General features: G+C 61.0%; 23 protein-coding genes. 11 read left to right on the top strand and 12 right to left on the bottom strand.

Going from position 1 to position 21,295, the window contains the following annotated elements; genetic code table 11:
* Window position 1: 1 nt before the first annotated feature.
* Window positions 2-400: a hypothetical protein gene (locus tag KHO49_RS20860; protein WP_213665770.1), complete on the bottom strand. Its 399-nt coding sequence runs from the start codon at window positions 398-400 to the stop codon at window positions 2-4.
* A 124-nt stretch (window positions 401-524) separates the two neighbouring features.
* Between KHO49_RS20860 and earP the strand changes: the two genes are divergently transcribed.
* Together earP and KHO49_RS20850 are read left to right on the top strand one after the other, a co-directional pair.
* The gene (gene earP, locus KHO49_RS20855) at window positions 525-1,658 is read left to right on the top strand and encodes an elongation factor P maturation arginine rhamnosyltransferase EarP (RefSeq protein WP_213665769.1); all 1,134 of its coding nucleotides are present in this window, start codon (window positions 525-527) and stop codon (window positions 1,656-1,658) included.
* A gap of 48 nt (window positions 1,659-1,706) precedes the next feature.
* Window positions 1,707-2,279, top strand: a complete 573-nt coding sequence (locus KHO49_RS20850; protein ID WP_007931398.1) for an elongation factor P — start codon at window positions 1,707-1,709, stop codon at window positions 2,277-2,279.
* 71 nt (window positions 2,280-2,350) lie between these two features.
* Here KHO49_RS20850 and KHO49_RS20845 read toward each other — a convergent pair whose 3' ends face one another.
* The 3 genes from KHO49_RS20845 to KHO49_RS20835 all read right to left on the bottom strand — a co-directional run bounded on the left by KHO49_RS20845 (window position 2,351) and on the right by KHO49_RS20835 (window position 4,477).
* A complete protein-coding gene (locus tag KHO49_RS20845; protein ID WP_102880441.1) occupies window positions 2,351-2,770 on the bottom strand; it encodes an organic hydroperoxide resistance protein in 420 nt (139 codons plus the stop codon).
* A gap of 219 nt (window positions 2,771-2,989) precedes the next feature.
* Window positions 2,990-3,451, bottom strand: coding sequence for a MarR family winged helix-turn-helix transcriptional regulator (locus KHO49_RS20840; protein WP_213665768.1), 462 nt, complete (start codon window positions 3,449-3,451; stop codon window positions 2,990-2,992).
* 75 nt (window positions 3,452-3,526) lie between these two features.
* Window positions 3,527-4,477 (bottom strand): LysR family transcriptional regulator, encoded by a 951-nt coding sequence (locus KHO49_RS20835; protein WP_213665767.1) that lies wholly within the window; start codon window positions 4,475-4,477, stop codon window positions 3,527-3,529.
* 105 nt (window positions 4,478-4,582) lie between these two features.
* Here KHO49_RS20835 and KHO49_RS20830 point away from each other — a divergent pair, with 105 nt between their 5' ends.
* Window positions 4,583-5,332 (top strand): sulfite exporter TauE/SafE family protein, encoded by a 750-nt coding sequence (locus KHO49_RS20830; protein WP_213665766.1) that lies wholly within the window; start codon window positions 4,583-4,585, stop codon window positions 5,330-5,332.
* Here the strand turns inward: KHO49_RS20830 and KHO49_RS20825 are convergent.
* Window positions 5,322-6,176, bottom strand: coding sequence for a LysR substrate-binding domain-containing protein (locus tag KHO49_RS20825; protein WP_102880437.1), 855 nt, complete (start codon window positions 6,174-6,176; stop codon window positions 5,322-5,324). The two genes, KHO49_RS20830 and KHO49_RS20825, sit on opposite strands and share 11 nt — an antisense overlap.
* Window positions 6,177-6,273: 97 nt before the next feature.
* Here KHO49_RS20825 and KHO49_RS20820 point away from each other — a divergent pair, with 97 nt between their 5' ends.
* Both KHO49_RS20820 and KHO49_RS20815 read left to right on the top strand, forming a co-directional pair.
* The gene (locus tag KHO49_RS20820; protein WP_102861006.1) at window positions 6,274-6,495 is read left to right on the top strand and encodes a DUF1127 domain-containing protein; all 222 of its coding nucleotides are present in this window, start codon (window positions 6,274-6,276) and stop codon (window positions 6,493-6,495) included.
* 65 nt (window positions 6,496-6,560) lie between these two features.
* A complete protein-coding gene (locus tag KHO49_RS20815) occupies window positions 6,561-7,775 on the top strand; it encodes a winged helix-turn-helix domain-containing protein (protein ID WP_213665765.1) in 1,215 nt (404 codons plus the stop codon).
* 67 nt (window positions 7,776-7,842) lie between these two features.
* Here the strand turns inward: KHO49_RS20815 and KHO49_RS20810 are convergent, their stop codons facing one another.
* Window positions 7,843-9,189, bottom strand: a complete 1,347-nt coding sequence (locus KHO49_RS20810) for a class II 3-deoxy-7-phosphoheptulonate synthase (protein ID WP_102860904.1) — start codon at window positions 9,187-9,189, stop codon at window positions 7,843-7,845.
* Window positions 9,190-9,349: 160 nt separating this feature from the next.
* On the opposite strand from KHO49_RS20810, the gene KHO49_RS20805 reads away from it, so the two are divergent.
* Window positions 9,350-10,105, top strand: coding sequence for a spermidine synthase (locus tag KHO49_RS20805; RefSeq protein ID WP_102860905.1), 756 nt, complete (start codon window positions 9,350-9,352; stop codon window positions 10,103-10,105).
* A 52-nt stretch (window positions 10,106-10,157) separates the two neighbouring features.
* Here KHO49_RS20805 and KHO49_RS20800 read toward each other — a convergent pair whose 3' ends face one another.
* Window positions 10,158-10,949 (bottom strand): crotonase/enoyl-CoA hydratase family protein, encoded by a 792-nt coding sequence (locus tag KHO49_RS20800; protein WP_102880435.1) that lies wholly within the window; start codon window positions 10,947-10,949, stop codon window positions 10,158-10,160.
* A gap of 96 nt (window positions 10,950-11,045) precedes the next feature.
* Entirely contained in the window at window positions 11,046-11,261 is a 216-nt protein-coding gene (locus tag KHO49_RS20795) for a hypothetical protein (RefSeq protein ID WP_162884077.1), read from the bottom strand.
* A 110-nt stretch (window positions 11,262-11,371) separates the two neighbouring features.
* On the opposite strand from KHO49_RS20795, the gene KHO49_RS20790 reads away from it, so the two are divergent.
* Complete coding sequence (locus KHO49_RS20790; RefSeq protein WP_016968524.1) at window positions 11,372-13,045, top strand: DEAD/DEAH box helicase; 1,674 nt, start codon at window positions 11,372-11,374, stop codon at window positions 13,043-13,045.
* 138 nt (window positions 13,046-13,183) lie between these two features.
* On the opposite strand, the gene KHO49_RS20785 is transcribed toward KHO49_RS20790, so the two are convergent.
* Complete coding sequence (locus KHO49_RS20785; RefSeq protein ID WP_102880434.1) at window positions 13,184-13,951, bottom strand: DODA-type extradiol aromatic ring-opening family dioxygenase; 768 nt, start codon at window positions 13,949-13,951, stop codon at window positions 13,184-13,186.
* Between the two features lie 101 nt (window positions 13,952-14,052).
* On the opposite strand from KHO49_RS20785, the gene KHO49_RS20780 reads away from it, so the two are divergent.
* Window positions 14,053-14,718, top strand: a complete 666-nt coding sequence (locus KHO49_RS20780) for a thiopurine S-methyltransferase (RefSeq protein ID WP_110653133.1) — start codon at window positions 14,053-14,055, stop codon at window positions 14,716-14,718.
* Window positions 14,719-14,786: 68 nt separating this feature from the next.
* On the opposite strand, the gene htpX is transcribed toward KHO49_RS20780, so the two are convergent.
* Window positions 14,787-15,674: a protease HtpX gene (gene htpX / locus KHO49_RS20775; protein ID WP_102880432.1), complete on the bottom strand. Its 888-nt coding sequence runs from the start codon at window positions 15,672-15,674 to the stop codon at window positions 14,787-14,789.
* A 304-nt stretch (window positions 15,675-15,978) separates the two neighbouring features.
* Window positions 15,979-17,190, bottom strand: a complete 1,212-nt coding sequence (locus tag KHO49_RS20770) for a pyridoxal phosphate-dependent aminotransferase (protein ID WP_016965070.1) — start codon at window positions 17,188-17,190, stop codon at window positions 15,979-15,981.
* Window positions 17,191-17,413: 223 nt separating this feature from the next.
* Here KHO49_RS20770 and msrB point away from each other — a divergent pair, with 223 nt between their 5' ends.
* The 3 genes from msrB to KHO49_RS20755 all read left to right on the top strand — a co-directional run bounded on the left by msrB (window position 17,414) and on the right by KHO49_RS20755 (window position 18,853).
* Window positions 17,414-17,806 (top strand): peptide-methionine (R)-S-oxide reductase MsrB, encoded by a 393-nt coding sequence (msrB, locus tag KHO49_RS20765; RefSeq protein ID WP_102880431.1) that lies wholly within the window; start codon window positions 17,414-17,416, stop codon window positions 17,804-17,806.
* A 103-nt stretch (window positions 17,807-17,909) separates the two neighbouring features.
* Window positions 17,910-18,395, top strand: coding sequence for a glutathione peroxidase (locus KHO49_RS20760; RefSeq protein ID WP_110594560.1), 486 nt, complete (start codon window positions 17,910-17,912; stop codon window positions 18,393-18,395).
* Window positions 18,392-18,853 carry a MarR family winged helix-turn-helix transcriptional regulator gene (locus KHO49_RS20755; RefSeq protein ID WP_102860911.1) on the top strand — a complete coding sequence of 154 codons (462 nt, stop codon included), beginning with the start codon at window positions 18,392-18,394 and terminating at the stop codon, window positions 18,851-18,853. Before KHO49_RS20760 ends, KHO49_RS20755 begins: the two co-directional genes overlap by 4 nt.
* On the opposite strand, the gene KHO49_RS20750 is transcribed toward KHO49_RS20755, so the two are convergent.
* The gene (locus KHO49_RS20750) at window positions 18,837-21,158 is read right to left on the bottom strand and encodes a hybrid sensor histidine kinase/response regulator (RefSeq protein WP_213665764.1); all 2,322 of its coding nucleotides are present in this window, start codon (window positions 21,156-21,158) and stop codon (window positions 18,837-18,839) included. The two genes, KHO49_RS20755 and KHO49_RS20750, sit on opposite strands and share 17 nt — an antisense overlap.
* Window positions 21,159-21,295: the final 137 nt, after the last annotated feature.

Below are 21,295 nucleotides of genomic sequence, written 5' to 3'. Positions count from 1 at the left end.
ATCAATTACAGAACTGCAGAACGTTGGCGCGACTCTTTTCGCTGGGCGCTGTCTGGTCCTGTTGCAACCAGAACTGGCATTTGGGATTGGACAGGTTGCGCGGGTCGGTGCGGGCGTTATCCAGGGATTGCAACTCTTCGTTCTTGCGCAGGTTTTCCTGATACTGCTCGAACAGCCGATTGGGCGGCTCCGGTAAAACCACCACCGGCGGCTTCGCCAATTGCTGCACGGCTTGCGCTACAGAGGCCAGTTGTTGGCTGAAGAGAAAGTGCGAGGCTAGCCAGCAGGTCAGGGCAATCGCCAGAAAACCCAGCCACAGGCCCAGGGCAATGCTGCCGCTGAGCGCCAGGGCATTGAAGCTGATGCGCAAGGAGCGACGAGCGGGCGGGCGATAAGACATGGTTGCCTCCTGGCGGGCGATAGTGGGCGAGGGCTGATTGTCGCATGAAGATTAATCGAGGTTGGCTCTTCTGCGCAGGAGCATTTATGCGGACAATCGGCGCCTTTGCCAATCGGGGACTGGAATGAAAGCCTCCTGGGATATTTTTTGCAGCGTGGTCGACAACTACGGCGACATCGGCGTGACCTGGCGCCTGGCCCGACAGTTGGTGGCCGAGCATCAATGCACGGTGCGTTTGTGGGTCGATGATCTGCGGGCCTTTGAAAAGATCTGTCCAGAGATCGACTTCCAGCGACTCAGCCAGTATCAGGATGGGGTCGAGGTGCGCCACTGGCCGGCCCAGTGGCAGCCTGAAGTCGCAGCCGATGTGGTGATCGCTGCGTTTGCCTGTCAGTTGCCCCATGCCTATATGGAGGCCATGGCCGAGCGCCAGCGTGCACCCTTGTGGCTGAATCTGGATTACCTGAGCGCCGAGGACTGGGTCAGTGGCTGCCACGGCCTGCCATCAGTGAAGTTTCGCGGCGTACAGAAGTACTTTTTCTTCCCCGGATTCCAGGCTGGCACGGGCGGCTTGCTGCGCGAAGCCGGATTGCTCGAGCGCCGCCGGCAATTTCAGGCCGATCGCCAGGTCCAGCTGGAGTTTCTTCAGGGCCTGGGAGTCACTCCCGCCGCCGGTAGCCGCTTGATGTCACTGTTTGCCTATGAGAACGCCAGTCTTGGTGGTTGGCTGGATGCCTTGGCCCTCGATACGCAACAGACCCATTTGCTGGTGCCCGAAGGGCGCATCCTGGGAGATGTGCAGCGCTGGCTGGGAGACGCGTCGTTGAGTGTGGGCAGCCTGCAGATCCGGCAGTCCCTGACGGTCCAGGTCCTGCCTTTTGTTCGCCAGGAAGATTACGACCGTCTGTTGTGGTGCTGCGATTTCAACGCGGTGCGTGGAGAGGACTCCTTTGTTCGGGCGCAATGGGCCGGGCGGCCGATGCTCTGGCATATCTACCGTCAGGACGAAGACATTCACCTGGACAAGCTCGAGGCCTTTCTCGCCTTGTACACCCGGACTCTTTCACCTGACGCCCAAGCGGCGGTGCGGGCCCTGTGGCAGGCCTGGAATACCGAGGCGGCGATGACCGACGCCTGGAAAAACCTGCTGCAACACTGGCCCGAAGTCGCCGCGCACGCCGAACAATGGTGTCTGGAACAAGGCTTGCAAGCCGATCTTGCTGCGGCGCTGGTGCAGTTTTACCTAAATTGGATATGATACGCGGCCTAGATTTTTGTAAATCCCATCCAAATTCGGATATTCGCAATGAAAACTGGTAAAGAACTCAAACCCGGTACCGTGATCCGTATCGACAACGATCCTTGGCTGGTTCAGAAAGCTGAATTCACCAAGTCCGGTCGTAACAGCGCGATCATGAAGACCAAGCTGAAGAACCTGCTGACCGGTTACAAGACCGAAACCGTTTACGGTGCGGACGACAAACTGGACGACGTGATCCTGGATCGCAAAGAAGCGACTCTGTCGTTCATCAGCGGTGACACCTACACCTTCATGGACACCACTGACTACACCATGTACGAGCTGAACGCCGAAGATATCGAGGCCGTTCTGCCGTTCATCGAAGAAGGCATGACCGACGTTTGCGAAGCCGTGTTCTTCGAAGACCGTCTGGTTTCCGTTGACCTGCCGACCACCATCGTGCGTCAGGTTGACTACACCGAAGGTTCCGCTCGCGGCGACACTTCGGGCAAGGTGATGAAGCCTGCCAAACTGAAAAACGGTACCGAGCTGAGCGTTGCGGACTTCATCGAAATCGGCGACATGATCGAGATCGATACCCGCGAAGGCGGTTCCTACAAGGGCCGCGCCAAGGTTTAATCCTGGTTCGATCTTGTCGATGAAAAAGCCCGACCTTGAGTCGGGCTTTTTTATGCCTGGTGTTTACTGTTTCAGACGTTCACGTGCAGGCGTACATCAACATTGCCGCGGGTGGCGTTGGAGTAGGGGCAGACCTGATGTGCGGCATCCACCAGGCTTTGCGCCTCTTCCTGAGCCAGGCCGGGCAGGCTCACATGCAGATCGATATCCAAGCCAAAGCCGCCAGGGATCTGACCGATACCGACATGGGCGGTGATCGAGGCGTTGTCCGGGATCTTGCGCTTGCTCTGGCTGGCAACGAACTTCAGGGCACCGATAAAGCAGGCCGAATAGCCGGCGGCGAACAGCTGTTCCGGGTTGGTCGCCTGCCCACCGGCCCCGCCGAGTTCCTTGGGGGTGGCCAGTTTGACGTCGAGGATGTTGTCACTGGAAACAGCGCGGCCATCACGGCCACCGGTGGCGGTTGCAACTGCGGTGTAGAGAGTTTGCATGGTGAAGCCTCGTGCTGGGTTGTTTTTGCGCTAATTATTTGCGCGCTAAGTAAGTGCGAAATAAATGTATCGCTCAAATATTTAGTGCGCAAGATAAATTTTATGCAAACTATTGCTCGAAGCCCTTTTTCTGGCTCAACTCATTGTTTTTTAACAATATATTTTTTTCTCAAAACCAGCCCTAGCCCCAGCCATAGGCGCTGGCTTGTCGGCGAAGCCTTAGAGACTGTCCTGCAAATGCCCCCGCAGCACCTGCAAATCTTCCTGCAGCAGCCGCAACTGCTCCACTGTCCGACCGCTGGCGCCGAGGATGCACTGTGGGATGTTCCGGGCTTGTTCGCGCATCGCTCGGCCCTGTTCCGTCAGCTCGACAATGACCACTCGCTCATCTTCCCGGCTGCGAGTGCGGCTCAGCAGACCCTCGGCTTCCAGGCGCTTGAGCAAGGGAGTCAGCGAGCCGGGGTCGGTCAGCAGGCGCTGGCTGATTTCGCCGACGGTCAGGCCATCCCGCTCCCAGAGCACCAGCATTGCCAGGTACTGCGGATAGGTCAGCCCCAGTTGCTGCAGCAACGGTTTATAGACCTTGGTCAGTAGCAGCGATGTGGAGTGCAGGGCGAAACACACTTGGTTGTCCAGCAGCAGCTGTTCGCAGGTATCCGGGGTAGAGCGGTCGGTGGTCATGTCGGGGGCCTTGGTCGTTAATGGTCCTGAATCTAGCGGGCGAGTCTTTAATGCACCAGATAAATTTCTTCGACGTCAGTTCATTGCACTCTGCAGTGCCAGGTCCCATGGCGGAACCGGACTGAAGCGACTTTTCAGGTACTCCAGCAGCAGGCGGCTACGGGCATTGGGATGCTGCTCCATGCGCAAGGCATAGATACCGGCGGTTTCCGGCTTGGGCAGACCGTTATCACAGAACAACGGCACCAGTTCTCCGCGCAACAGGTACTCACTCACCAGCCAGGTGGGCAAGTGAGCAATTCCCAGCCCAGCCAAGGCTCCCGAAAGCAGGGCTTCGGCATTGTTGGCACTGAGGCGGATGCGTTGTGGGCGATGACTGTGCAGCTGTCCGTCCCGTTCAAAGCGCCAGGCGAACAAGGGTGCCAGGCCATCCCAGTCGAGGCCGTCGTGCTGGCTGAGCTCAGCGGGTTGAGTCGGGGTGCCACGGCTCTTCAGGTAGGACGGACTGGCGCAGGCAATGCGTACGATGCTGGCCAGGGAGGTGGCCACCATCCGGGTATCCACCTGTTGCCCGGCCCGCAGTACCAGGTCCACTTTGCCCAGGTGCGAGCCCTGCATGTCGACGAAGCTGTCGATCAGGTGCAGTTGTACATCCAGGCCGGGATAGAGCACCAGGAAGTCGGCGATCGCCGGTGCCAGATGACGGCGGCCGAAGGCGGCCGGGGCATCGATGCGGATCAGGCCTTCCGGCGCATGGCTCAGAGACACCGCCTCGGCCCGGGCCAGTTGCAGTTCAGCGACAATGCGCCGGGCCCGTTCGGCGAAGGCCAGGCCAGCGGCTGTGGCAACCACTGCATGGGTGGTGCGCATGAACAATGTGGTGCCCACGGCACTTTCCAGGCTGTCGATACGCCGGGCCACGGCAGAGGGCGTCAGTGGATAGCGGCGAGCCGCGGCGGAAAAACTGCCGGCTTCCAGCACATCGAGAAACAGCCCCAGTTGTTCGGTGAGGGTATTGGGATTCATGGTCAGAGCGCTTATGCGAAAACGGCACAGCCATTGTGCGTTGCTGTGCGTTTCCGTGCCAGGGCCGACTGCGTAGCATGCAGCTCTCAGGTGAGGAGAGCGGCTTTGATCGAGTTAGTGATGTATCTGCTGTTGGGCGCGGCCCTGGGCACTGTGGGTGGTTTGTTCGGAATCGGCGGCGGCTTGATCGCGATTCCCGTGCTGGGGGGGTTGTTCGGCCTGGATCAGCAGATTGCCCAGGGCACTGCACTGGTGATGGTGGTGCCCAATGTGATGCTGGCGCTGTGGCGCTATCACCAGCGCAACCGGATTGAATTGCGCCATGCCTTGCCCCTGGCAGTGATGGGCTTTTGTTTCGCCTGGCTCGGCTCGATCTGGGCGGTGGGCATCGACGCGCAGAAGATGCGTATCGGCTTTGTCGTCTTTCTCCTGGTGCTGTCGGCCTATAACCTGCTGCGCATGTTCATGAGCAGCGCGCCGGCCAGCACGCGGATGCGTTATTCCTGGCCTTGGCTGGGGGTTCTGGGCGCCGCTTCCGGGGCCATGGGCGGGTTGTTCGGCGTAGGCGGAGCGGTAGTGGCCACGCCAGTATTGACCAGCGTCTTTGGTACCACCCAGGTGGTGGCACAAGGGCTGTCCCTGGCCCTGGCGTTGCCGAGCACCGGCGTGACCCTGGTGACCTACGGTGTCCATCATCAAGTGGACTGGATGATCGGTCTGCCGTTGGCGGTCGGCGGCCTGTTGAGCATCAGCTGGGGAGTGAAGGTGGCTCATGCTTTGCCCGAGCGCCTGCTGCGGGCGCTGTTCTGCGGTTTCCTGGTGGTGTGCGCGGTGATGCTGGCCTTTAAAGTTTGAAGCCTTCGACAATGTGCTCCGCCAGGCACTCGGTGATGGGGGAGGGCGTATTGAGGTTGCGCAGCAGCATGATGCTCGCCTCCGGCAATTGGGGCAGCCCCTCAGCCTCGCCGAGAATGCGCATGTCCGGTGTGATCAGGCTTTCCAGTTGCGCGGTGATTGCCAGTCCGGCACTGACCACGGCCATCAACGCCGCCAGGCTCGAGCTGTTGTAGGCAATCCGGTAGTCGAGTCCGGCTGCGTCCAGGGCGTTGCAGGCCCAGAGTCTGCAAAAGCAGTCGCTGTTGAACATCGCCAGGGGCAATGGCGATTGCTCGTGGGGATTGAAGCCCTGGGCCACGGCCCAGACGAAGCGCTCCTTGCGCAGCAGTTGGCCGATCTCGCTGCCCGGCTCGCGGGTAACGATGGACAGATCCAGATCCTGGCGTTGCAGCAACTGTTTGCTGGATTCGCAATGCACCTCGATCTGGATCAGCGGGTAGCTTTGGGCAAAGCGCGACAGGATTCCCGGTAGAAAGCGCATCACATAATCATCCGGAGTTCCGATGCGAACCAGGCCCACCATGTGCGGTTCGCGCAAGGTATTGAACACTTCACTGTGCAGTTTCAGGATGCGTCGGGCGTAGCCCAGCAGCACCTGGCCTTCGGCGGTGAGCTTGACCTGGCGCCCGTCGCGCTGGAACAACTGGCGTTGCAGCACATCTTCTTCCAGGCGTTTCATCTGCATGCTCACCGCCGACTGGGTGCGATTGACCCGTTCGCCGGCCCGGGTAAAACCGCCTTCATCGGCGATGGCGACAAAGGTGCGCAGGACTTCGGTGTCGATGCTGGGGAACTGGGACATTCCATCAAATCCTGAGATGAATTACATAAGAAACATTCGTTGGATTGATCTTAATCCTAAGCAGAGACTGGCGTCATCCCCACTGGAGGGCAAGATGATGAAAGGTCAAAAGGGTTATGTGCTGGTCCACAAGCTGTCGTTTCAGGCGCTGTCATTGAGCGGCTTATGGCGCAGGGTCATGCGCTGGTATGAGCTTGGGCGTGAGCGCCGGATGCTCGCCGGGCTGAGCGATGAGGCGTTGAAGGACCTGGGTCTGACGCGGGCCGATGTCGAGCATGAGCGGGTCCGCCCGTTCTGGGACGACCCGATGCATAAATAGCGGCAAGAGTGCTACACAAGCCACTTCCCGGTGCGCTAGCGTGCGGGCAGACAAGGAGAACTCCCATGCCCGCACAATGCTCTTTCTCTCTCAAACAGGCTCGACGTCTGGCGCTGGCCGCCCAGGGTTTCGGCGGGCGCCAGCCGTCGGCAACGATCAAGGCCGCACGCCTCAATCAGCAGATAGAACGCCTGGGCCTGTTGCAGATCGATTCGGTCAACGCCTTGGTGCGGGCCCATTACCTGCCGCTGTTTTCCCGCCTGGGCAGTTATCCACAGGCGTTGCTCGATCAGGCCGCCTGGAGTCAGGGCCGGCAACGCACGTTGTTTGAATACTGGGGGCATGAGGCGTCGTTGCTACCCATGTCCATGTACCCGCTGATGCGCTGGCGGATGCAGCGGGCAAAACAAGGGCAGGGTATCTACTCCCAGTTGACGCGCTTTGGCCAGGAGCGCCGGGCCACTGTCCGTCGGGTAATGGCCGCAGTTGAAGAGCAGGGCGCGCTAGGCGCCGGCAGCCTGTCCACCCGTGAGGAGCGTGCCGGGCCCTGGTGGGATTGGAGCGAAGAAAAGCATGCGTTGGAATGGCTGTTCGCGGCCGGTGAGGTAACGGTGGCGGGGCGCCGCGGCTTCGAGCGCCTGTACGATTTGCCGGAGCGGGTGATCGCGCCGCAGATCCTTCGGCAACCGCTGCTGGATGAGGCTCAGGCCCAGTGTCGCCTGATGCTGCATGGCGCAACCGCTCTGGGTGTGGCCACGGAAAAGGATCTTCGGGATTATTTTCGTCTCGATCCAGGCGACAGCCGTGCACGACTCGCCGAGCTGGTGGAGTCCGGTGAGTTGCTGGCCTGCGAGGTTCAGGGTTGGCGTCAGCCGGCCTATTGCCTGCCGCAGGTCAAGGTGCCGCGCAAGGTCGAGGCCAGTGCGCTGTTGTCTCCGTTCGATTCACTGATCTGGGAGCGCAGCCGCACTGAGCGACTGTTCGATTTCCGCTATCGGCTGGAGATCTATACGCCCCGGCACAAGCGGGTCTATGGCTATTACGTGCTGCCGTTCTTGCACAACGAGCGGATCGTCGCTCGGGTCGATTTGCGGGCGGAGCGAGCTCAGGGGCGTTTGGCGGTGCATGGGGTGCATGAAGAGCAGCCCGGTCTGGACGAAGAGGGCATCCGGGCATTGGCCGTGCAATTGCGCAAGATGGCCGATTGGCTGGGATTGGAGCAGATTCAGCTCAATTGCCAGCGTGATGCTGCGCGACATCTGCGTGAGGTGCTGGAGTGAAGCGCTTCGCGGGCAAGCCCGTTCCTACAGTGGCCTTGCAGGAGCGGGTTTGTCCGCGACAGCGCTTTTAGCGTTTGACCTGCTTCAAAGTCTCGGCAATCAGGAAGGCCAGTTCCAGGGACTGGTCGGCGTTCATCCGCGGATCGCAATGGGTGTGATAGCGATCCGATAAGCCGTCTTCGGTAATGGGTCGTGCGCCGCCGATGCACTCGGTGACGTTCTGACCGGTCATCTCGATATGGATGCCGCCGGCATAGCTGCCTTCAGCCTGGTGCACCTGGAAGAACTCCTTGACCTCGGTGAGGATCTGCGCGAAATCCCGAGTCTTGTAGCCGCTGCTGGCCTTGATGGTGTTGCCGTGCATCGGGTCCGAACTCCAGAGCACCTGCTTGCCTTCGCTTTCTACCGCACGGATCAGTTGCGGCAGATGGTCGCCGACCTTGTGGGCGCCCATGCGCACGATCAGGTTGAGGCGCCCGGGATCGTTGTCCGGGTTGAGGATGTCGATCAAGCGGATCAGCTCCTCGGTGTTCATGCTCGGGCCGACCTTGACCCCGATCGGGTTGTTCACGCCCCGCAGGAACTCGACGTGGGCACCGTCGAGTTGGCGAGTGCGGTCGCCGATCCACAGCATGTGCGCCGAGCAATCGTAATAGTCGTTGGTCAGGCTGTCGCGGCGGACAAAGGCCTCTTCGTAATTGAGCAGCAGCGCTTCGTGGGCGGTGAAGAAGCTGGTCTCGCGCAGTTGCGGCGAGCTGTCCATGCCGCAGGCACGCATGAAGGCCAGGGTTTCATCGATGCGGTCCGCGAGCTGGCTGTATTTCTCGGCCAGAGCCGAGTTGGCGATGAAGTCCAGGTTCCACTTGTGCACCTGGTGCAGGTCGGCAAAGCCGCCCTGGGCGAAGGCCCGCAACAGGTTCAGGGTGGCCGTGGCCTGGTGGTAGGACTGCAGCAGGCGGTCCGGGTCCGGTATCCGGCTTTTTGCATCAAAGCCGATGCCGTTGACGATGTCGCCGCGATAGGCCGGCAAGGTCACGCCATTGATGGTTTCGTCGTTGGCCGAGCGCGGCTTGGCGAACTGGCCGGCCATGCGTCCGACCTTGACCACCGGGCAGCCGGCGGCAAAGGTCATGACAATGGCCATCTGCAGCAGCACCTTGAAGGTGTCGCGGATCTTCGCGGCGGAGAACTCAGCGAAGCTTTCGGCACAGTCGCCGCCCTGCAGCAGGAAGGCGCGGCCCTGGGTCACTTCGGCAAACTGGCGGCGCAACTCCCGGGCTTCACCGGCAAACACCAGCGGTGGATAACTGGCCAGGGTTTGCTCGACCTGTAGCAGATGCGCAGCGTCGGGGTACTGGGGTTGTTGCTGGATCGGCAAGGCGCGCCAGCTGTCGGGGCTCCAGGGTTGGCTCATCGCGGACTCGAGTGCGTTACGGTAGGAGGGGCATGTTAGCAGCAAATTAGTGCGTGACCTGCTCCTCTCGCTTGGCCGACAATCGCGCCTTTCCCGCTCGCTGCCGAGCGGTTGGTTTATCGCGCCGGCCCGATTGCGAGCCCCGCGACTAGGAGATGAAATGACTGAGGAGCGCGTCGAGCGTGTGCTCGCCGAGGTTCATGACCAGTTCGGCATGATTCGGGTATTGGAAGTGGCGGACTACCGCTTCCTCGAATTTGGCGACGCCATCGAGCAAAGCTGCGTGTTCACCGCCGACCCCAGCTGGCTGGAGTACGACTACACCCGGGCCATGTTGATCGGTGCCCTGTGTCATGAGGCGCCGGAGAGCGCACTGTTTCTCGGCCTGGGCGCCGGGACCCTGACCCAGGCCTGCCTGAAGTTCCTGCCCCTGGAAGACGTCGAAGCCATCGAACTGCGCCCGGATGTTCCACGCCTGGCCATCGAGTACCTGGGCCTGGACGATGATCCGCGTCTTTATATAAGAGTCGGTGACGCCCTGGAGTTGCTGGACAGTGCCGAATCCGCTGACCTGATCTTCGTCGACCTGTACACCGATGTCGGCCCGGGCGTCGGTCATCTGGCCTGGGGCTTCCTGGAAAACTGCCAGAAGCGCCTCAATCCCGGAGGTTGGCTGGTGATCAACCAGTGGGCTACCGATGACGGCAAGCCTCTGGGCGCAGCCTTGTTGCGTGGCCTTTATCACCGCCACTACTGGGAGCTGCCGGTGAAGGAGGGCAATGTGATTCTGATCGTGCCATCCGACCTGGAGCAGGACCTGGATCTGCCGAGCCTGACCGCCCGGGCTGAAGCCCTGGCCCCGCGCCTGGGCTACTCCCTGCAGTCGCTGATCAAGGCCATTCGTCCCGCCACCTGATACTTGCGCAGGAGCCGGTTTATCGGCGAGGACGATCTGCCGGCCTCCTGGATCAGCAACCCTTGAACACCCCCGGTCGCCTTTCGATCATCGCCCGCACGCCTTCCTTGGCGTCCTCACTGTTCATCAGTTTGTGTATCAGCGGTGGCAAGCCCTGAGCGGCCAGCGTCTCGCCTTCTAGCCTGGCCTGGCGCGCCGACATCAGCGTCGCCTGCACCCCCAGCGGCGCCTGTCGGGCAATCCGCTCGGCCAGTTCAATGGCCCGGGGCAGCAGGTCCTCACTGGCCATCACTTCCTGGACCAGCCCCAGGCGCAGGGCTTCATGGGCATCGAACTCGTCACCGGTCAGTAACCAGCGCATGGCATTGCCCCAGCCGGCCAGTTGATGCAGGCGCAGGGTTGCGCCGCCGAAGGGAAAGATGCCGCGCTGCACTTCCATCTGGGCAAAGCGCGTATTGCTGGCGCAGAGGTTGATGTCCGCCGCCAGCATCAACTCGATGCCGATGGTCAGGCAGTAACCCTGTACAGCGACTATCACGGGCTTGCTTACCCGTGGTCCGGCGAACACGCCCCAGGGGTCGCAGCCGCCGGGCGGTGCCTGCCAGCCCTGAGCCAGGGCAGCGCCGACATTGGCCAGGTCCAGCCCTGCGGTAAAGTGTTCGCCGTGGCCGAACACCACGGCGATCCGCGCTTGGCTGCTGGCTTCGAACTCGCCATAGGCCAGGCTCAGCTGGTTGAGCAGCTCCAGATCGAAGGCATTGCGCTTGGCGACCCGGTCCAGGCCGATCAGGAATAGATGACCGCGCAGTTCGCGGCTGACACGGCTGGCACTGGGCTGATTCATGGGCGCGATCCTCAAGGGGGGGAAGAGGGAATGGGCAAGACGGCTTTCAAGCACCAGGGTGAATCGTTTTAGCGGTGGCGACCAACAACGGCGGGCTCAAGCAAAATAGCGCGCCCTTCGAGTCTGCGCAAAGCCCGTGACCATCGGGCGTTCAGCGGATTTTTCCGATAAAAAAAACTCCCTTTTTTGAGTAATTCCGGTATAGTGCGCGCCGGCCTTTAGCCGGGCCACGTTTAGGTAATGCAATTCCCCGAAGTCAGCTTCGGCTGCTTGTCCGCTGCGCGGACTATCCTTGACGATCCATTCATCCAATCGTTTTCGCAAATCCCCGCCGACAAAGCTGCCAGGGTGACTCTTGAGTCTTACACGGCATGCGCAGCTTTGGAGCATGGGTCTTTGCGGATGCACTTAGAGGCAGACCCATGACCCAGGAAATCGGCGGCTTCGCCGCTCTTGAACTTCATCCCAATATTGTCGCTGCAGTAGTCGCTACCGGCTATGAAGAGCCTTCGGCTATTCAGCAGCAGTCGATCCCGATCATCCTTGCCGGTCACGATATGATTGGTCAGGCGCAAACCGGTACCGGTAAAACCGCTGCCTTTGCCCTGCCTATCCTGCACCGCATTGATCCGTCCAAGCGCGAGCCGCAAGCTCTGATCCTGGCCCCAACCCGTGAGTTGGCGCTGCAAGTTGCAACCGCTTTCGAAACCTACGCCAAGCAAATGCCGGGCGTGACTGTTGTGGCCGTCTACGGCGGTGCGCCGATGGGCCCACAACTGAAAGCAATCCGTAATGGCGCACAGATCGTTGTCGCCACTCCGGGCCGTCTGTGCGACCACCTGCGTCGCGACGAAAAAGTGTTGGCCACCGTGAACCACCTGGTTCTCGACGAAGCCGACGAAATGCTCAAGCTGGGCTTCATGGATGACCTGGAAGTCATCTTCAAGGCCATGCCTGAGTCCCGCCAGACCGTACTGTTCTCGGCTACCCTGCCGCAGTCGATCCGGGCCATTGCCGAGCGTCACCTGAAGGACCCGAAACACGTCAAGATCCAGAGCAAGACCCAGACCGTCACCGCGATCGAGCAGGCTCACCTGCTGGTTCACGCTGACCAGAAGACCTCTGCTGTTCTGAGCCTGCTGGAAGTTGAAGATTTCGACGCCCTGATCATGTTCGTGCGCACCAAGCAAGCGACCCTGGACCTGGCCAGTGCCCTGGAAGCCAAAGGCTACAAAGCCGCTGCGCTGAACGGTGACATCGCCCAGAACCAGCGTGAGCGCGTGATCGACTCCCTCAAGGATGGCCGTCTGGACATCGTTGTGGCCACCGACGTCGCCGCTCGTGGTCTGGACGTACCGCGTATCACCCACGTATTCAACGTGGATATGCCGTACGATCCGGAATCCTACGTGCACCGTATCGGCCGTACCGGCCGCGCCGGTCGCGAAGGTCGTGCGCTGCTGCTGGTGACTCCGCGTGAGCGCCGCATGCTGCAAGTGATCGAGCGTGTGACCGGTCAGAAGGTTGCCGAAGTTCGCCTGCCGGACGCCCAAGCTGTTCTTGATGCGCGCATCAAGAAGCTGACCAACAGCCTGTCGCCGCTGGTAGCTGATGCTGAAGCCACCCACGGTGAGCTGCTGGATCGCCTGACTGCCGATATCGGTTGCAGCCCGCGCGCCCTGGCCGCGGCCCTGCTGCGCAAGGCCACCAACGGTCAAGCGCTGAACCTGGCAGCCATCGAGAAAGAGCGTCCACTGGTGCCCAACAGCGCGCCACGTGGTGATCGTCCTGAGCGTTCCGGCGATCGTCCTGATCGTGGTGACCGTGAGCGTCGCGCGCCAATGCCTCTGGGCGAAGGCCGTGCTCGCTGCCGTACCGCTCTGGGTGCCCGTGACGGTATCGCTGCCAAGAACCTCTTGGGCGCGATCCTCAACGAAGGCGGCCTGGCCCGTGAAGCCATCGGTCGCATCCAGGTGCGTGACAGCTTCAGTCTGGTCGAGCTGCCGGAAGACGGTCTCGACCGTCTGCTGACCAAGCTCAAGGACACTCGCGTTGCCGGCAAGCAGCTGAAGCTGCGTCGCTACCGCGAAGATTGATCCGCCCTCGGGCTGATTGATCAGGCATAAAAAATCCCCGACTGGTTCGGGGATTTTTTTTGCCTGGAGTTTGGGTCGGGATTGTTCGCCGGCAAGCCGGTTCCTGCGGGGTTGTGTAGCAGTCTTGCCGTTGAGGCGTCAGCCAAAGCGGTAGATGTCCATGCCCAGGGCGCCCAGGGTGAAGCCCTGGTGGGCCACGCTGAATTCGCCACCGGCACCCCGGGCGAAGTACAGCGGTAGCAGGTGTTCATCGCTGGGATGGCTGCGCACGGCATTCGGTGCTTGCTGCCGATAGTCATGCAGGGCTGCTTCGTCGTCGGCCGCCAGTTTTTCGATCATCCAGTCACGAAAGGCCTTGGCCCAGGGCTCGACGCTTTCCGGCCCGGCGTGCCAGTCCAGTTCCCGCAGGTTGTGGGTAATGCTGCCGGAACCGATCAGCAGCACGCCTTGTTTCCTCAGGTTCGCCAAGGCATGACCGATGCGGGTCTGCAGGGCGGGGCCCTGGTGACTGGGCAGTGACAACTGGATCACCGGGATGTCTGCTTGTGGATACATCAGCGACAGTGGCACCCAGGCGCCGTGGTCGAAAGGCCGCTGGTTGTCCAACTGCGCCGGCAGGCCGTCGGCCTTGAGCAACTCCACCACTTGCGCTGCCAGTTCAGGATCGCCGGGAGCCGGGTATTGCACGGCAAACAGTGCGGCAGGAAAGCCGCCGAAGTCATGCCAGGTTTCCGGATGAGGGTGGGAGCTGACCCGCAGATCCTGGCTTTCCCAATGGGCTGAAACCACCAGGATCGCCTTGGGGCGTGGCAGCTGTGCCGCCAGGTTGGCCAGGGCAGGACCGCTGGCACCGGGCTCCAGGGCAAGCATGGGAGAACCGTGGGAGATAAACAGGCTGGGGAGCATGAGAAGGTCCTGAAGGTTAAGATGCGCCATCTTCAATCAGATCATTGATCTAAATCTAATATAAGTTTTAGGGCTATTTGATCGAATTTTAAGGGCTTCTCATGCACGCGGACTTTTGGCAAAAACGCTGGGAGCAGGATCAGATCGGTTTTCACCTGGCAGAGGTCAACCCCTACCTGCAACGGTACTGGCCGGGTTTGGGCTTACCCACGGACGCGCGGGTGCTAGTGCCTCTGTGCGGCAAGAGCCTGGACTTGATCTGGCTTGCCAACCAGGGTTTTCAGGTGCTGGGCATCGAGTTGGCGGAGAAGGCCGTTGAAGACTTCTTTCGCGAGCACAATCTAGAACCCCAGCTCAGCCAGCGAGGTGGTTTCAAGGTCTATGCCCATGGTCCGATCCAGCTCTGGTGCGGTGACTTCTTTGCCCTGACTGTCGAGGACGTTGCGGGTTGTACTGCACTGTACGACCGTGCCGCGATGATCGCCTTGCCCCCCGAAATGCGTCAGCGCTACGCCACGCACCTCAATAGTCTGTTGCCCGCGGGCAGCAAGGGGCTGTTGATTGCCATGGATTACGATCAGTCTCAGCTGGACGGTCCGCCATTTGCGGTGCTCGACGATGAAGTCCGTGAGCGACTGGGGAGTGCCTGGCAGCTGGAGGTAGAGGTTGAGCGTGACATTCTGGGGGAGAGCTGGAAGTTTCTCCAGAATGGAGTCACGCGGCTGGTGGAGCGAGTCTATCGTCTGGAAAAGCAGGGCGGACGCTGACAGGTGTTTTCCCGCAGCATGCAAAAGGGCGACTTGCGTCGCCCTTTTGGGTGTTTCCGGTTGGCTGATCAGCCGCGACGACGCAGGGCGTCGATACGCTCTTCCAGCGGCGGGTGGCTCATGAACATGCGAGCCAGACCCTGTTTGATGCCGCCATTGATGCCGAAGGCGTTCAGGGTGTCGGGCATATGCACCGGCAGGCCCTGTTCCGAACGCAGTCGCTGCAGGGCACCGATCATGGCGTTGGTGCCGGCCAGGCGGGCACCGGCTTCGTCGGCACGGTATTCACGCTTGCGCGAGAACCACATGACGATGGCGCTGGCGAGAAAGCCCAGGACCAGCTCGGCGAAGATGGTCGCCACGTAGTAGGCAACGCCCTGGCCTTCTTCGTTCTTGAAGATCACCTTGTCGACGAAGTTGCCGATGATCCGCGCGAAGAACATCACGAAGGTGTTCACCACGCCCTGGATCAGCGCCAGGGTCACCATGTCGCCGTTGGCAACGTGACCGATCTCGTGGGCCAGTACGGCTTTCACTTCATCGGGCGAGAAGCGTTCCAGCAGGCCCTGGCTGACTGCCACCAGAGCGTCGTTCTTGTTCCAGCCGGTGGCGAAGGCGTTGGCCTCGTAGGCCGGGAAAATACCCACTTCGGGCATCTTGATCCCGGCTTCGCGGGACAGTTGCTCAACGGTTTGCAACAACCATTGCTCATGGCGGGTGCGCGGTTGAGTGATGATCTGCGTGCTGGTGCTCATCTTCGCCATCCACTTGGAGATGAACAGCGAGAACAGCGAACCGGCAAAACCAAAGACGGCACAGAAAATCAGCAGCTGATTGAGGTTGAGATCAACCCCATTGGCCGCCATGAACCCGTTGAAGCCGAAAAGGCTCAGGGTGATGCTGGCAATCAGCACGACCGCAAGGTTAGTGGCCAAAAACAGCAGGATTCGCATCATGGTTGTAGAAATCTCCTCAAGCTAAAGATGTAGCGTACTGCGGGGTATATAAGGTGCGGCAACGGCCTATTCAATACGGCTTCTATTTCAAACTGTGTCGTCTAGCCCCGGGGTTAGACGCTTGCATGGACGCGGCGCGGGCGATTGTCGGATGGGGCAATCAACCGGCTGCGGTGCAGGATTTGTGACAATGGGCCGGACGGAAAGTGCAAGCTTATAGAAGGGGCGTGGTGCAGGGCAGCGAAGATGTGTTGCTGAATTAATCGCAGTGCGACCGGGTAAGGATCGCACTGCGTGATTCGGATTACTGGCGGTAGGACTTGAGGAAACTTCCGATCCGCCCAATGGCCTGTTCCAGGTCATCGACCCGCGGCAGGGTGACCACGCGGAAGTGATCCGGCCAAGGCCAGTTGAAGGCGGTGCCCTGGACCACTAGGAGTTTTTCCGAAAGCAGCAGGTCGAGAACGAACTTCTCATCGTTATGGATCGGGCAGACTTTCGGGTCGATCCGGGGGAAGGCATACAGCGCGCCCATGGGTTTCACGCAGCTGACCCCGGGAATGTCGTTGAGCAGCTCCCAGGTACGGTTGCGCTGTTCCAGCAGGCGGCCGGGCGGCAGCACCAGGTCATTGATGCTCTGGTAGCCGCCCAGGGCGGTCTGGATCGCGTGCTGGCTGGGCACGTTGGCGCACAGGCGCATGTTGGCCAGCATGTCGATGCCTTCGATATAGCTCAGGGCATGCTGCTTGGGACCGGAAATGGCTACCCAGCCGGAACGGAAGCCCGCCACCCGATAGGACTTGGACAGGCCGTTGAAGGTCAGGCACAGCAGGTCTGGCGCCAGGGAAGCGGTGCAGATGTGCACGGCGTCATCGTAGAGGATCTTGTCGTAGATCTCGTCCGAGAACACCACCAGGTTGTGCTGGCGGGCCAGCTCCAGCATGCCCAGCAGCACCTCCTTGGGGTACACGGCGCCGGTGGGGTTGTTCGGGTTGATGATCACCAGTGCTTTGGTGTTCGGGGTGATCTTGGCCTTGATGTCGGCCAGGTCCGGCCACCAGTTGGCCTGCTCGTCGCACAGGTAGTGCACCGGGTTGCCGCCGGCCAGGCTCACCGCGGCGGTCCACAGCGGGTAGTCCGGCGCCGGTACCAGCACTTCGTCGCCATTGTTGAGCAGGGCCTGCATGGCCATCACGATCAGTTCGGAAACACCGTTGCCCAGGTAGATGTCTTCAATGCCGATGCCTTCCACCTGCTTCTGCTGGTAGTACTGCATCACCGCCTTGCGCGCACTGAACAGGCCCTTGGAATCGCTGTAGCCCTGGGCGGTGGGCAGGTTGCGGATCACGTCCTGGAGAATCTCGTCCGGCGCCTCGAAACCAAAGGGCGCCGGGTTGCCGATGTTCAGCTTGAGGATGCGATGGCCTTCCTCTTCCAGACGCTTGGCGTGCTTGAGCACTGGGCCGCGAATGTCATAACAGACGTTGGCGAGCTTGTTCGATTTGCTGACCTGCATGGCGATGTGTTCCCGAAAATGAACGATCCAGGCGGAGGATGAACTACCGTACTGGGAATCCTGCCGTGTCACACCGGCCTGTAGCCCGCACCGGCGCGGCAAAATCCGTTTGAATGGGTGTAACGCGGCTGCCAGACTGGCGTCTGACGAGGCGCAATCATACGTGCCGCCCGATCCGTGGAAAAGACACAGATCGGGCTTTTTCCGTTGCAGAGGAAGGACCATGGAAAAGCTGGAAAAAACCCTGGAAGAGTGGCGGGCGATGCTCGATCCGGAGCAGTACAACGTCTGCCGGCTCAAAGGCACCGAACGGCCCTTCTCGGGCAAGTACAACGGCACCAAGACCGATGGGGTCTATCATTGCATCTGCTGCAATGAGCCATTGTTCGACTCCAAGGCCAAATTCGACTCGGGGTGCGGCTGGCCGAGTTTCTTTGAACCCATCGCCGACAGTGCCATGGTCGAGATTCGTGACGTGAGCCACGGCATGATCCGGACCGAAGTGGTCTGTGCCAAATGCGATGCCCACTTGGGCCATGTTTTCCCGGACGGTCCGCCGCCCACCGGCTTGCGTTATTGCATCAATTCGGTTTGCCTGGATCTGGTTCCGCGCTAAGCACCAGGGCGATTCTTTGGAGTCGCCCTTTGTTCAATTAAATTGCGTGCAATTTAATTGAACGCTATTTTTACCGCCTCTTATCTTGAATGGAGTTGCTGCCATGACCGATTCGCTGCTGACTATTCCCTGCACCACCATCAAGGGTGAACAGAAGACCCTGGCGGACTTCTCCGGCAAGGCCGTGCTGGTGGTCAACACCGCCAGCAAATGTGGCTTCACGCCCCAGTACAAGGGACTGGAGGAGTTGTGGCAGACCTACAAGGACCAGGGCCTGGTGGTACTGGGGTTTCCGTGCAACCAGTTCGGCCAGCAGGAGCCGGGTGACGAAGGGGCGATTTCCGAGTTCTGCGAGCTGAACTACGGCGTCAGCTTCCCGCTGTTCAAGAAGATCGAAGTCAATGGCGCCGCCGCTCACCCGCTGTTCGTCCAGTTGAAGAAGCGTGCGCCTGGGGTCCTGGGTTCCCAGGGCATCAAATGGAATTTCACCAAGTTCCTGATTGGCCAGGACGGCAAGCTGGTCAAGCGTTTCGCACCGACGACCAAGCCCCAGGACCTCGGCCGCGAGATTGAAGCCCTGCTCAAATGAACGACCTGTCGGCGGATTCACTGAAACTCGATTCCCAGCTGTGTTTCAAGCTGTACGCTGCCTCGCGGGCGGTGGTTCGTGGCTACAAGCCGATGCTCGACCGCCTGGGCCTGACCTATCCGCAGTACCTGGTGATGCTGGTGCTGTGGGAGTGGCAGGCGGTGCCTGTGCCGCAGCCGACGGTGAAGGCGCTGGGGGAGCGTCTGTCCCTGGATTCCGGCACCCTGACCCCATTGCTCAAGCGTCTTGAACAACTGCAACTGGTGCAGCGCCAACGCTCAGGACGTGATGAGCGGGAAGTGCACCTGAGCTTGAGTGAAACGGGTCTGGCGCTGCGCGATCAGGTGCCGCCGCTCAAAGCGGCGCTATTGTGTGAGAGCGGCGTTGACCTCAACAGCCTGGACCAGTTGCGCGACGGCCTCGATCACCTGCTGCAGCAGATCAGAGCCTTGTCGTAGTGGGCACCCACAGATCCAGCAGGGCGATCAGTTCCTCGCGGCGAAATGGCTTGGCCAGGTAGTCGCTCATGCCCGCCGCTCGGCAGCGTTCGCGCTCCTCGGGCATGGCGTTGGCGGTCAGGGCAATGATCGGCAAGTCCGGCCAGCGCCCACTGCGGCGGATCTGTCGGCTGGCTTCATAACCGTCCATGACCGGCATGTTGCAGTCCATCAGCACCAGGTCGAAGCGGTTGTGCTCCAGCTGGTTGAGGGCCTCGGCGCCATGGACGGCCACGGTCACGGCACACCCGAGCTTGCTGAGCATGCCTTTGGCCACCAGTTGATTCACCGGGTTGTCTTCCACCAGCAGAATGTCTGCCCGGCGGATCTGCGCCGGCATTTCCAGCTGGGCGTCATTGAGGGTAATGGTTTCCGCCAGCAACGAGCGGCGCAGGGTCTGATACAAGGCATTGCGCGCCAAGGGGCGAGCCTGTTGCTGCAGCGGCGCCAGGGCGCTGGCCTCTTCGCTGGGCAGGAAGCTGCCATAGGCGGTCACCAGCAGGATCGGCGCGGTAATGGCCGGGCGCAGGCCGAACAGGCATTCCGGGCAATCCGTGATCAGCAGGTCGGGGTCACGCCCGGCCAGCGAGTCCTCGATGTCGTAACGCTGGTAGTCGAGCCCCCAGGTCGGCAGCAGGGAACCCAGCAGTTCAGCCAGGCCGCTGCCGGCGTCGGTGATGGCGATGATCTTGCCGGACAGCGCCGGCGGCGCAATGGCCGGGGTATGGCAGGGCAGCGGCAGATCGGCGCAGAACTGACTGCCGAAGCCCACTTCCGAGCTGATGCTCAAGCGCCCGTTCATGGCCTCGCAGAGGTTGTAGGCCAGGGCCAGGCCCAGCCCCGTGCCGCCGTATTGGCGGGTGATACCGGCGCCCGCCTGGGTGTAGGGCTGGAAGATCCGCACCTGGGCTTCCTGGGCGATGCCGATCCCGGTGTCGCAGATTTCGATACGCACCCCGTCGCCCTGGGTGCTCAGGCGTACATCGACGCGGCCGAAGCGGGTGAACTTGAGGGCATTGGACAGCAGGTTGCTGACGATCTGTCGTACCCGCATCGGGTCCCCCAGCACCAGGGCCGGAAAGTCCGGGGCGATCAGGCAGGCCAGTTCCACGCTGGCTGCCGCGTTCTGCGACAACAGGTTGGCGGTGTCTTCCACCAGCACCCCGAGGTCGAACGGGATGCGCTCCAGCTCCAACTGCCCGGCGTCGAACTTGGACATGTCGAGAATATCGTTGAGCAGCTCCACCAGGACTTTGCCGGAGTCGTGGGCGATAGACAGTTGCTGGCGCTGTTCGGGGGTCAGCGGGCTGTCCAGGGACAGGGCGATCATCCCCAGCAGGCCGTTGAGCGGGGTGCGGATCTCGTGGCTCATGTTGGCCAGGAATGCGGCGCGGGCCTGGGCCATGTCCAAGGCAGTGCGCCGGGCGATCTCCAGCTCCTCGTTGGACTGGCTGAGCCGGGCGTTGCTGGCCTTGAGCTCGGTGGTGCGTGCCGAGACCATGTTTTCCAGCTGCCCGAGGTATTCGGTCAGGCGGTTCTCGGCATTGCGTCGTTGCTGGATCTCGGTGGCCATGATCTCGAATTGCTGGTTGGCCACCTTGACCAATACCCCGACTTCATCGTTCTCGTGGCCGTGGGGAAACTCCAGTTTGGTCTGTTGCGGGCTGCGCGGGTCACGGCTGCTGAGCTCGCGGATCACCCCCACCAAAGGCTTGGTCAGCATCACGTAGAACAGTGCCAGGAGAATCCCGGTGAGGATCAGGCTACGGGCGAAGCCGTTGATCAGGGTGACCTCGGCGCGGCGCAGGAAGCGGCTGCCGAAGGCATAGGTGTCGACGTCCAGGTGCAGGGTGCCGAGGGACTCCTCGGGCAGGTGGCTGAGGTACAGGCGATTTTCGAACTGCCGGTCGGCACCGAACAGGAAGTCGCTGAGGGCCCGGTAGGGGCTCTGTTGCGCGGGCCGTTCGACGTTGGCCAGCAGGGTATTGTTGTTGTCGATGAGCTGCGCACGAATGATCGCCGGGGAACGCAGCAGACCCAGGGTCAGTTCCTGGGCCAGTTCGGAGTCGATGTTGTAGGCAATGCGTGAGGCCGGGTTGTGACTGATTTCCAGCAGTGACTGAATTTCACGATTGATGGAGGCATCTTCGCTGGCATAATCGATGCCGATTTGCAGCAGACTGAGCGCGGTCCCCAGAATGAAACCCACCAGCACGGTGAGCCGGGCCTGTTTATAGGACAGGCGATTGGTGAACTTGATATCCATGGGGGGCTGAACCACTTTCGTTTCCCTTCGCTGCGCAAGCATAGCTGATCATCTTTGGTTGCCGGCCTGGCCTGGCAGCAGCTGATAAGGCAATAGACCCTTTGATCAGGACGGCGTTTGGTCTGTGTGACGCATCA

Source organism: Pseudomonas sp. RC4D1 (genome assembly GCF_018390395.1).
Classification (GTDB): Bacteria; Pseudomonadota; Gammaproteobacteria; order Pseudomonadales; family Pseudomonadaceae; genus Aquipseudomonas; species Aquipseudomonas danubii.
Note: the sequence above shows the minus strand (reverse complement) of the source record. Positions and strands in the feature narration are given on the sequence as shown.

What these genes read in the sequence shown, in the direction of transcription:
- KHO49_RS20840 (WP_213665768.1), bottom strand. Translation starts at nt 3,451, where the DNA reads ATGACCACCGACCGCTCTACCCCGGATACCTGCGAACAGCTGCTGCTG.
- KHO49_RS20750 (WP_213665764.1), bottom strand. Translation starts at nt 21,158, where the DNA reads ATGGATATCAAGTTCACCAATCGCCTGTCCTATAAACAGGCCCGGCTC.
- earP (WP_213665769.1), top strand. Translation starts at nt 525, where the DNA reads ATGAAAGCCTCCTGGGATATTTTTTGCAGCGTGGTCGACAACTACGGC.
- KHO49_RS20825 (WP_102880437.1), bottom strand. Translation starts at nt 6,176, where the DNA reads ATGTCCCAGTTCCCCAGCATCGACACCGAAGTCCTGCGCACCTTTGTC.
- KHO49_RS20780 (WP_110653133.1), top strand. Translation starts at nt 14,053, where the DNA reads ATGCACGCGGACTTTTGGCAAAAACGCTGGGAGCAGGATCAGATCGGT.
- KHO49_RS20815 (WP_213665765.1), top strand. Translation starts at nt 6,561, where the DNA reads ATGCCCGCACAATGCTCTTTCTCTCTCAAACAGGCTCGACGTCTGGCG.
- KHO49_RS20820 (WP_102861006.1), top strand. Translation starts at nt 6,274, where the DNA reads ATGAAAGGTCAAAAGGGTTATGTGCTGGTCCACAAGCTGTCGTTTCAG.
- KHO49_RS20790 (WP_016968524.1), top strand. Translation starts at nt 11,372, where the DNA reads ATGACCCAGGAAATCGGCGGCTTCGCCGCTCTTGAACTTCATCCCAAT.
- KHO49_RS20805 (WP_102860905.1), top strand. Translation starts at nt 9,350, where the DNA reads ATGACTGAGGAGCGCGTCGAGCGTGTGCTCGCCGAGGTTCATGACCAG.
- KHO49_RS20760 (WP_110594560.1), top strand. Translation starts at nt 17,910, where the DNA reads ATGACCGATTCGCTGCTGACTATTCCCTGCACCACCATCAAGGGTGAA.
- KHO49_RS20860 (WP_213665770.1), bottom strand. Translation starts at nt 400, where the DNA reads ATGTCTTATCGCCCGCCCGCTCGTCGCTCCTTGCGCATCAGCTTCAAT.
- KHO49_RS20785 (WP_102880434.1), bottom strand. Translation starts at nt 13,951, where the DNA reads ATGCTCCCCAGCCTGTTTATCTCCCACGGTTCTCCCATGCTTGCCCTG.
- htpX (WP_102880432.1), bottom strand. Translation starts at nt 15,674, where the DNA reads ATGATGCGAATCCTGCTGTTTTTGGCCACTAACCTTGCGGTCGTGCTG.
- msrB (WP_102880431.1), top strand. Translation starts at nt 17,414, where the DNA reads ATGGAAAAGCTGGAAAAAACCCTGGAAGAGTGGCGGGCGATGCTCGAT.
- KHO49_RS20810 (WP_102860904.1), bottom strand. Translation starts at nt 9,189, where the DNA reads ATGAGCCAACCCTGGAGCCCCGACAGCTGGCGCGCCTTGCCGATCCAG.
- KHO49_RS20800 (WP_102880435.1), bottom strand. Translation starts at nt 10,949, where the DNA reads ATGAATCAGCCCAGTGCCAGCCGTGTCAGCCGCGAACTGCGCGGTCAT.
- KHO49_RS20835 (WP_213665767.1), bottom strand. Translation starts at nt 4,477, where the DNA reads ATGAATCCCAATACCCTCACCGAACAACTGGGGCTGTTTCTCGATGTG.
- KHO49_RS20755 (WP_102860911.1), top strand. Translation starts at nt 18,392, where the DNA reads ATGAACGACCTGTCGGCGGATTCACTGAAACTCGATTCCCAGCTGTGT.
- KHO49_RS20770 (WP_016965070.1), bottom strand. Translation starts at nt 17,190, where the DNA reads ATGCAGGTCAGCAAATCGAACAAGCTCGCCAACGTCTGTTATGACATT.
- KHO49_RS20850 (WP_007931398.1), top strand. Translation starts at nt 1,707, where the DNA reads ATGAAAACTGGTAAAGAACTCAAACCCGGTACCGTGATCCGTATCGAC.
- KHO49_RS20845 (WP_102880441.1), bottom strand. Translation starts at nt 2,770, where the DNA reads ATGCAAACTCTCTACACCGCAGTTGCAACCGCCACCGGTGGCCGTGAT.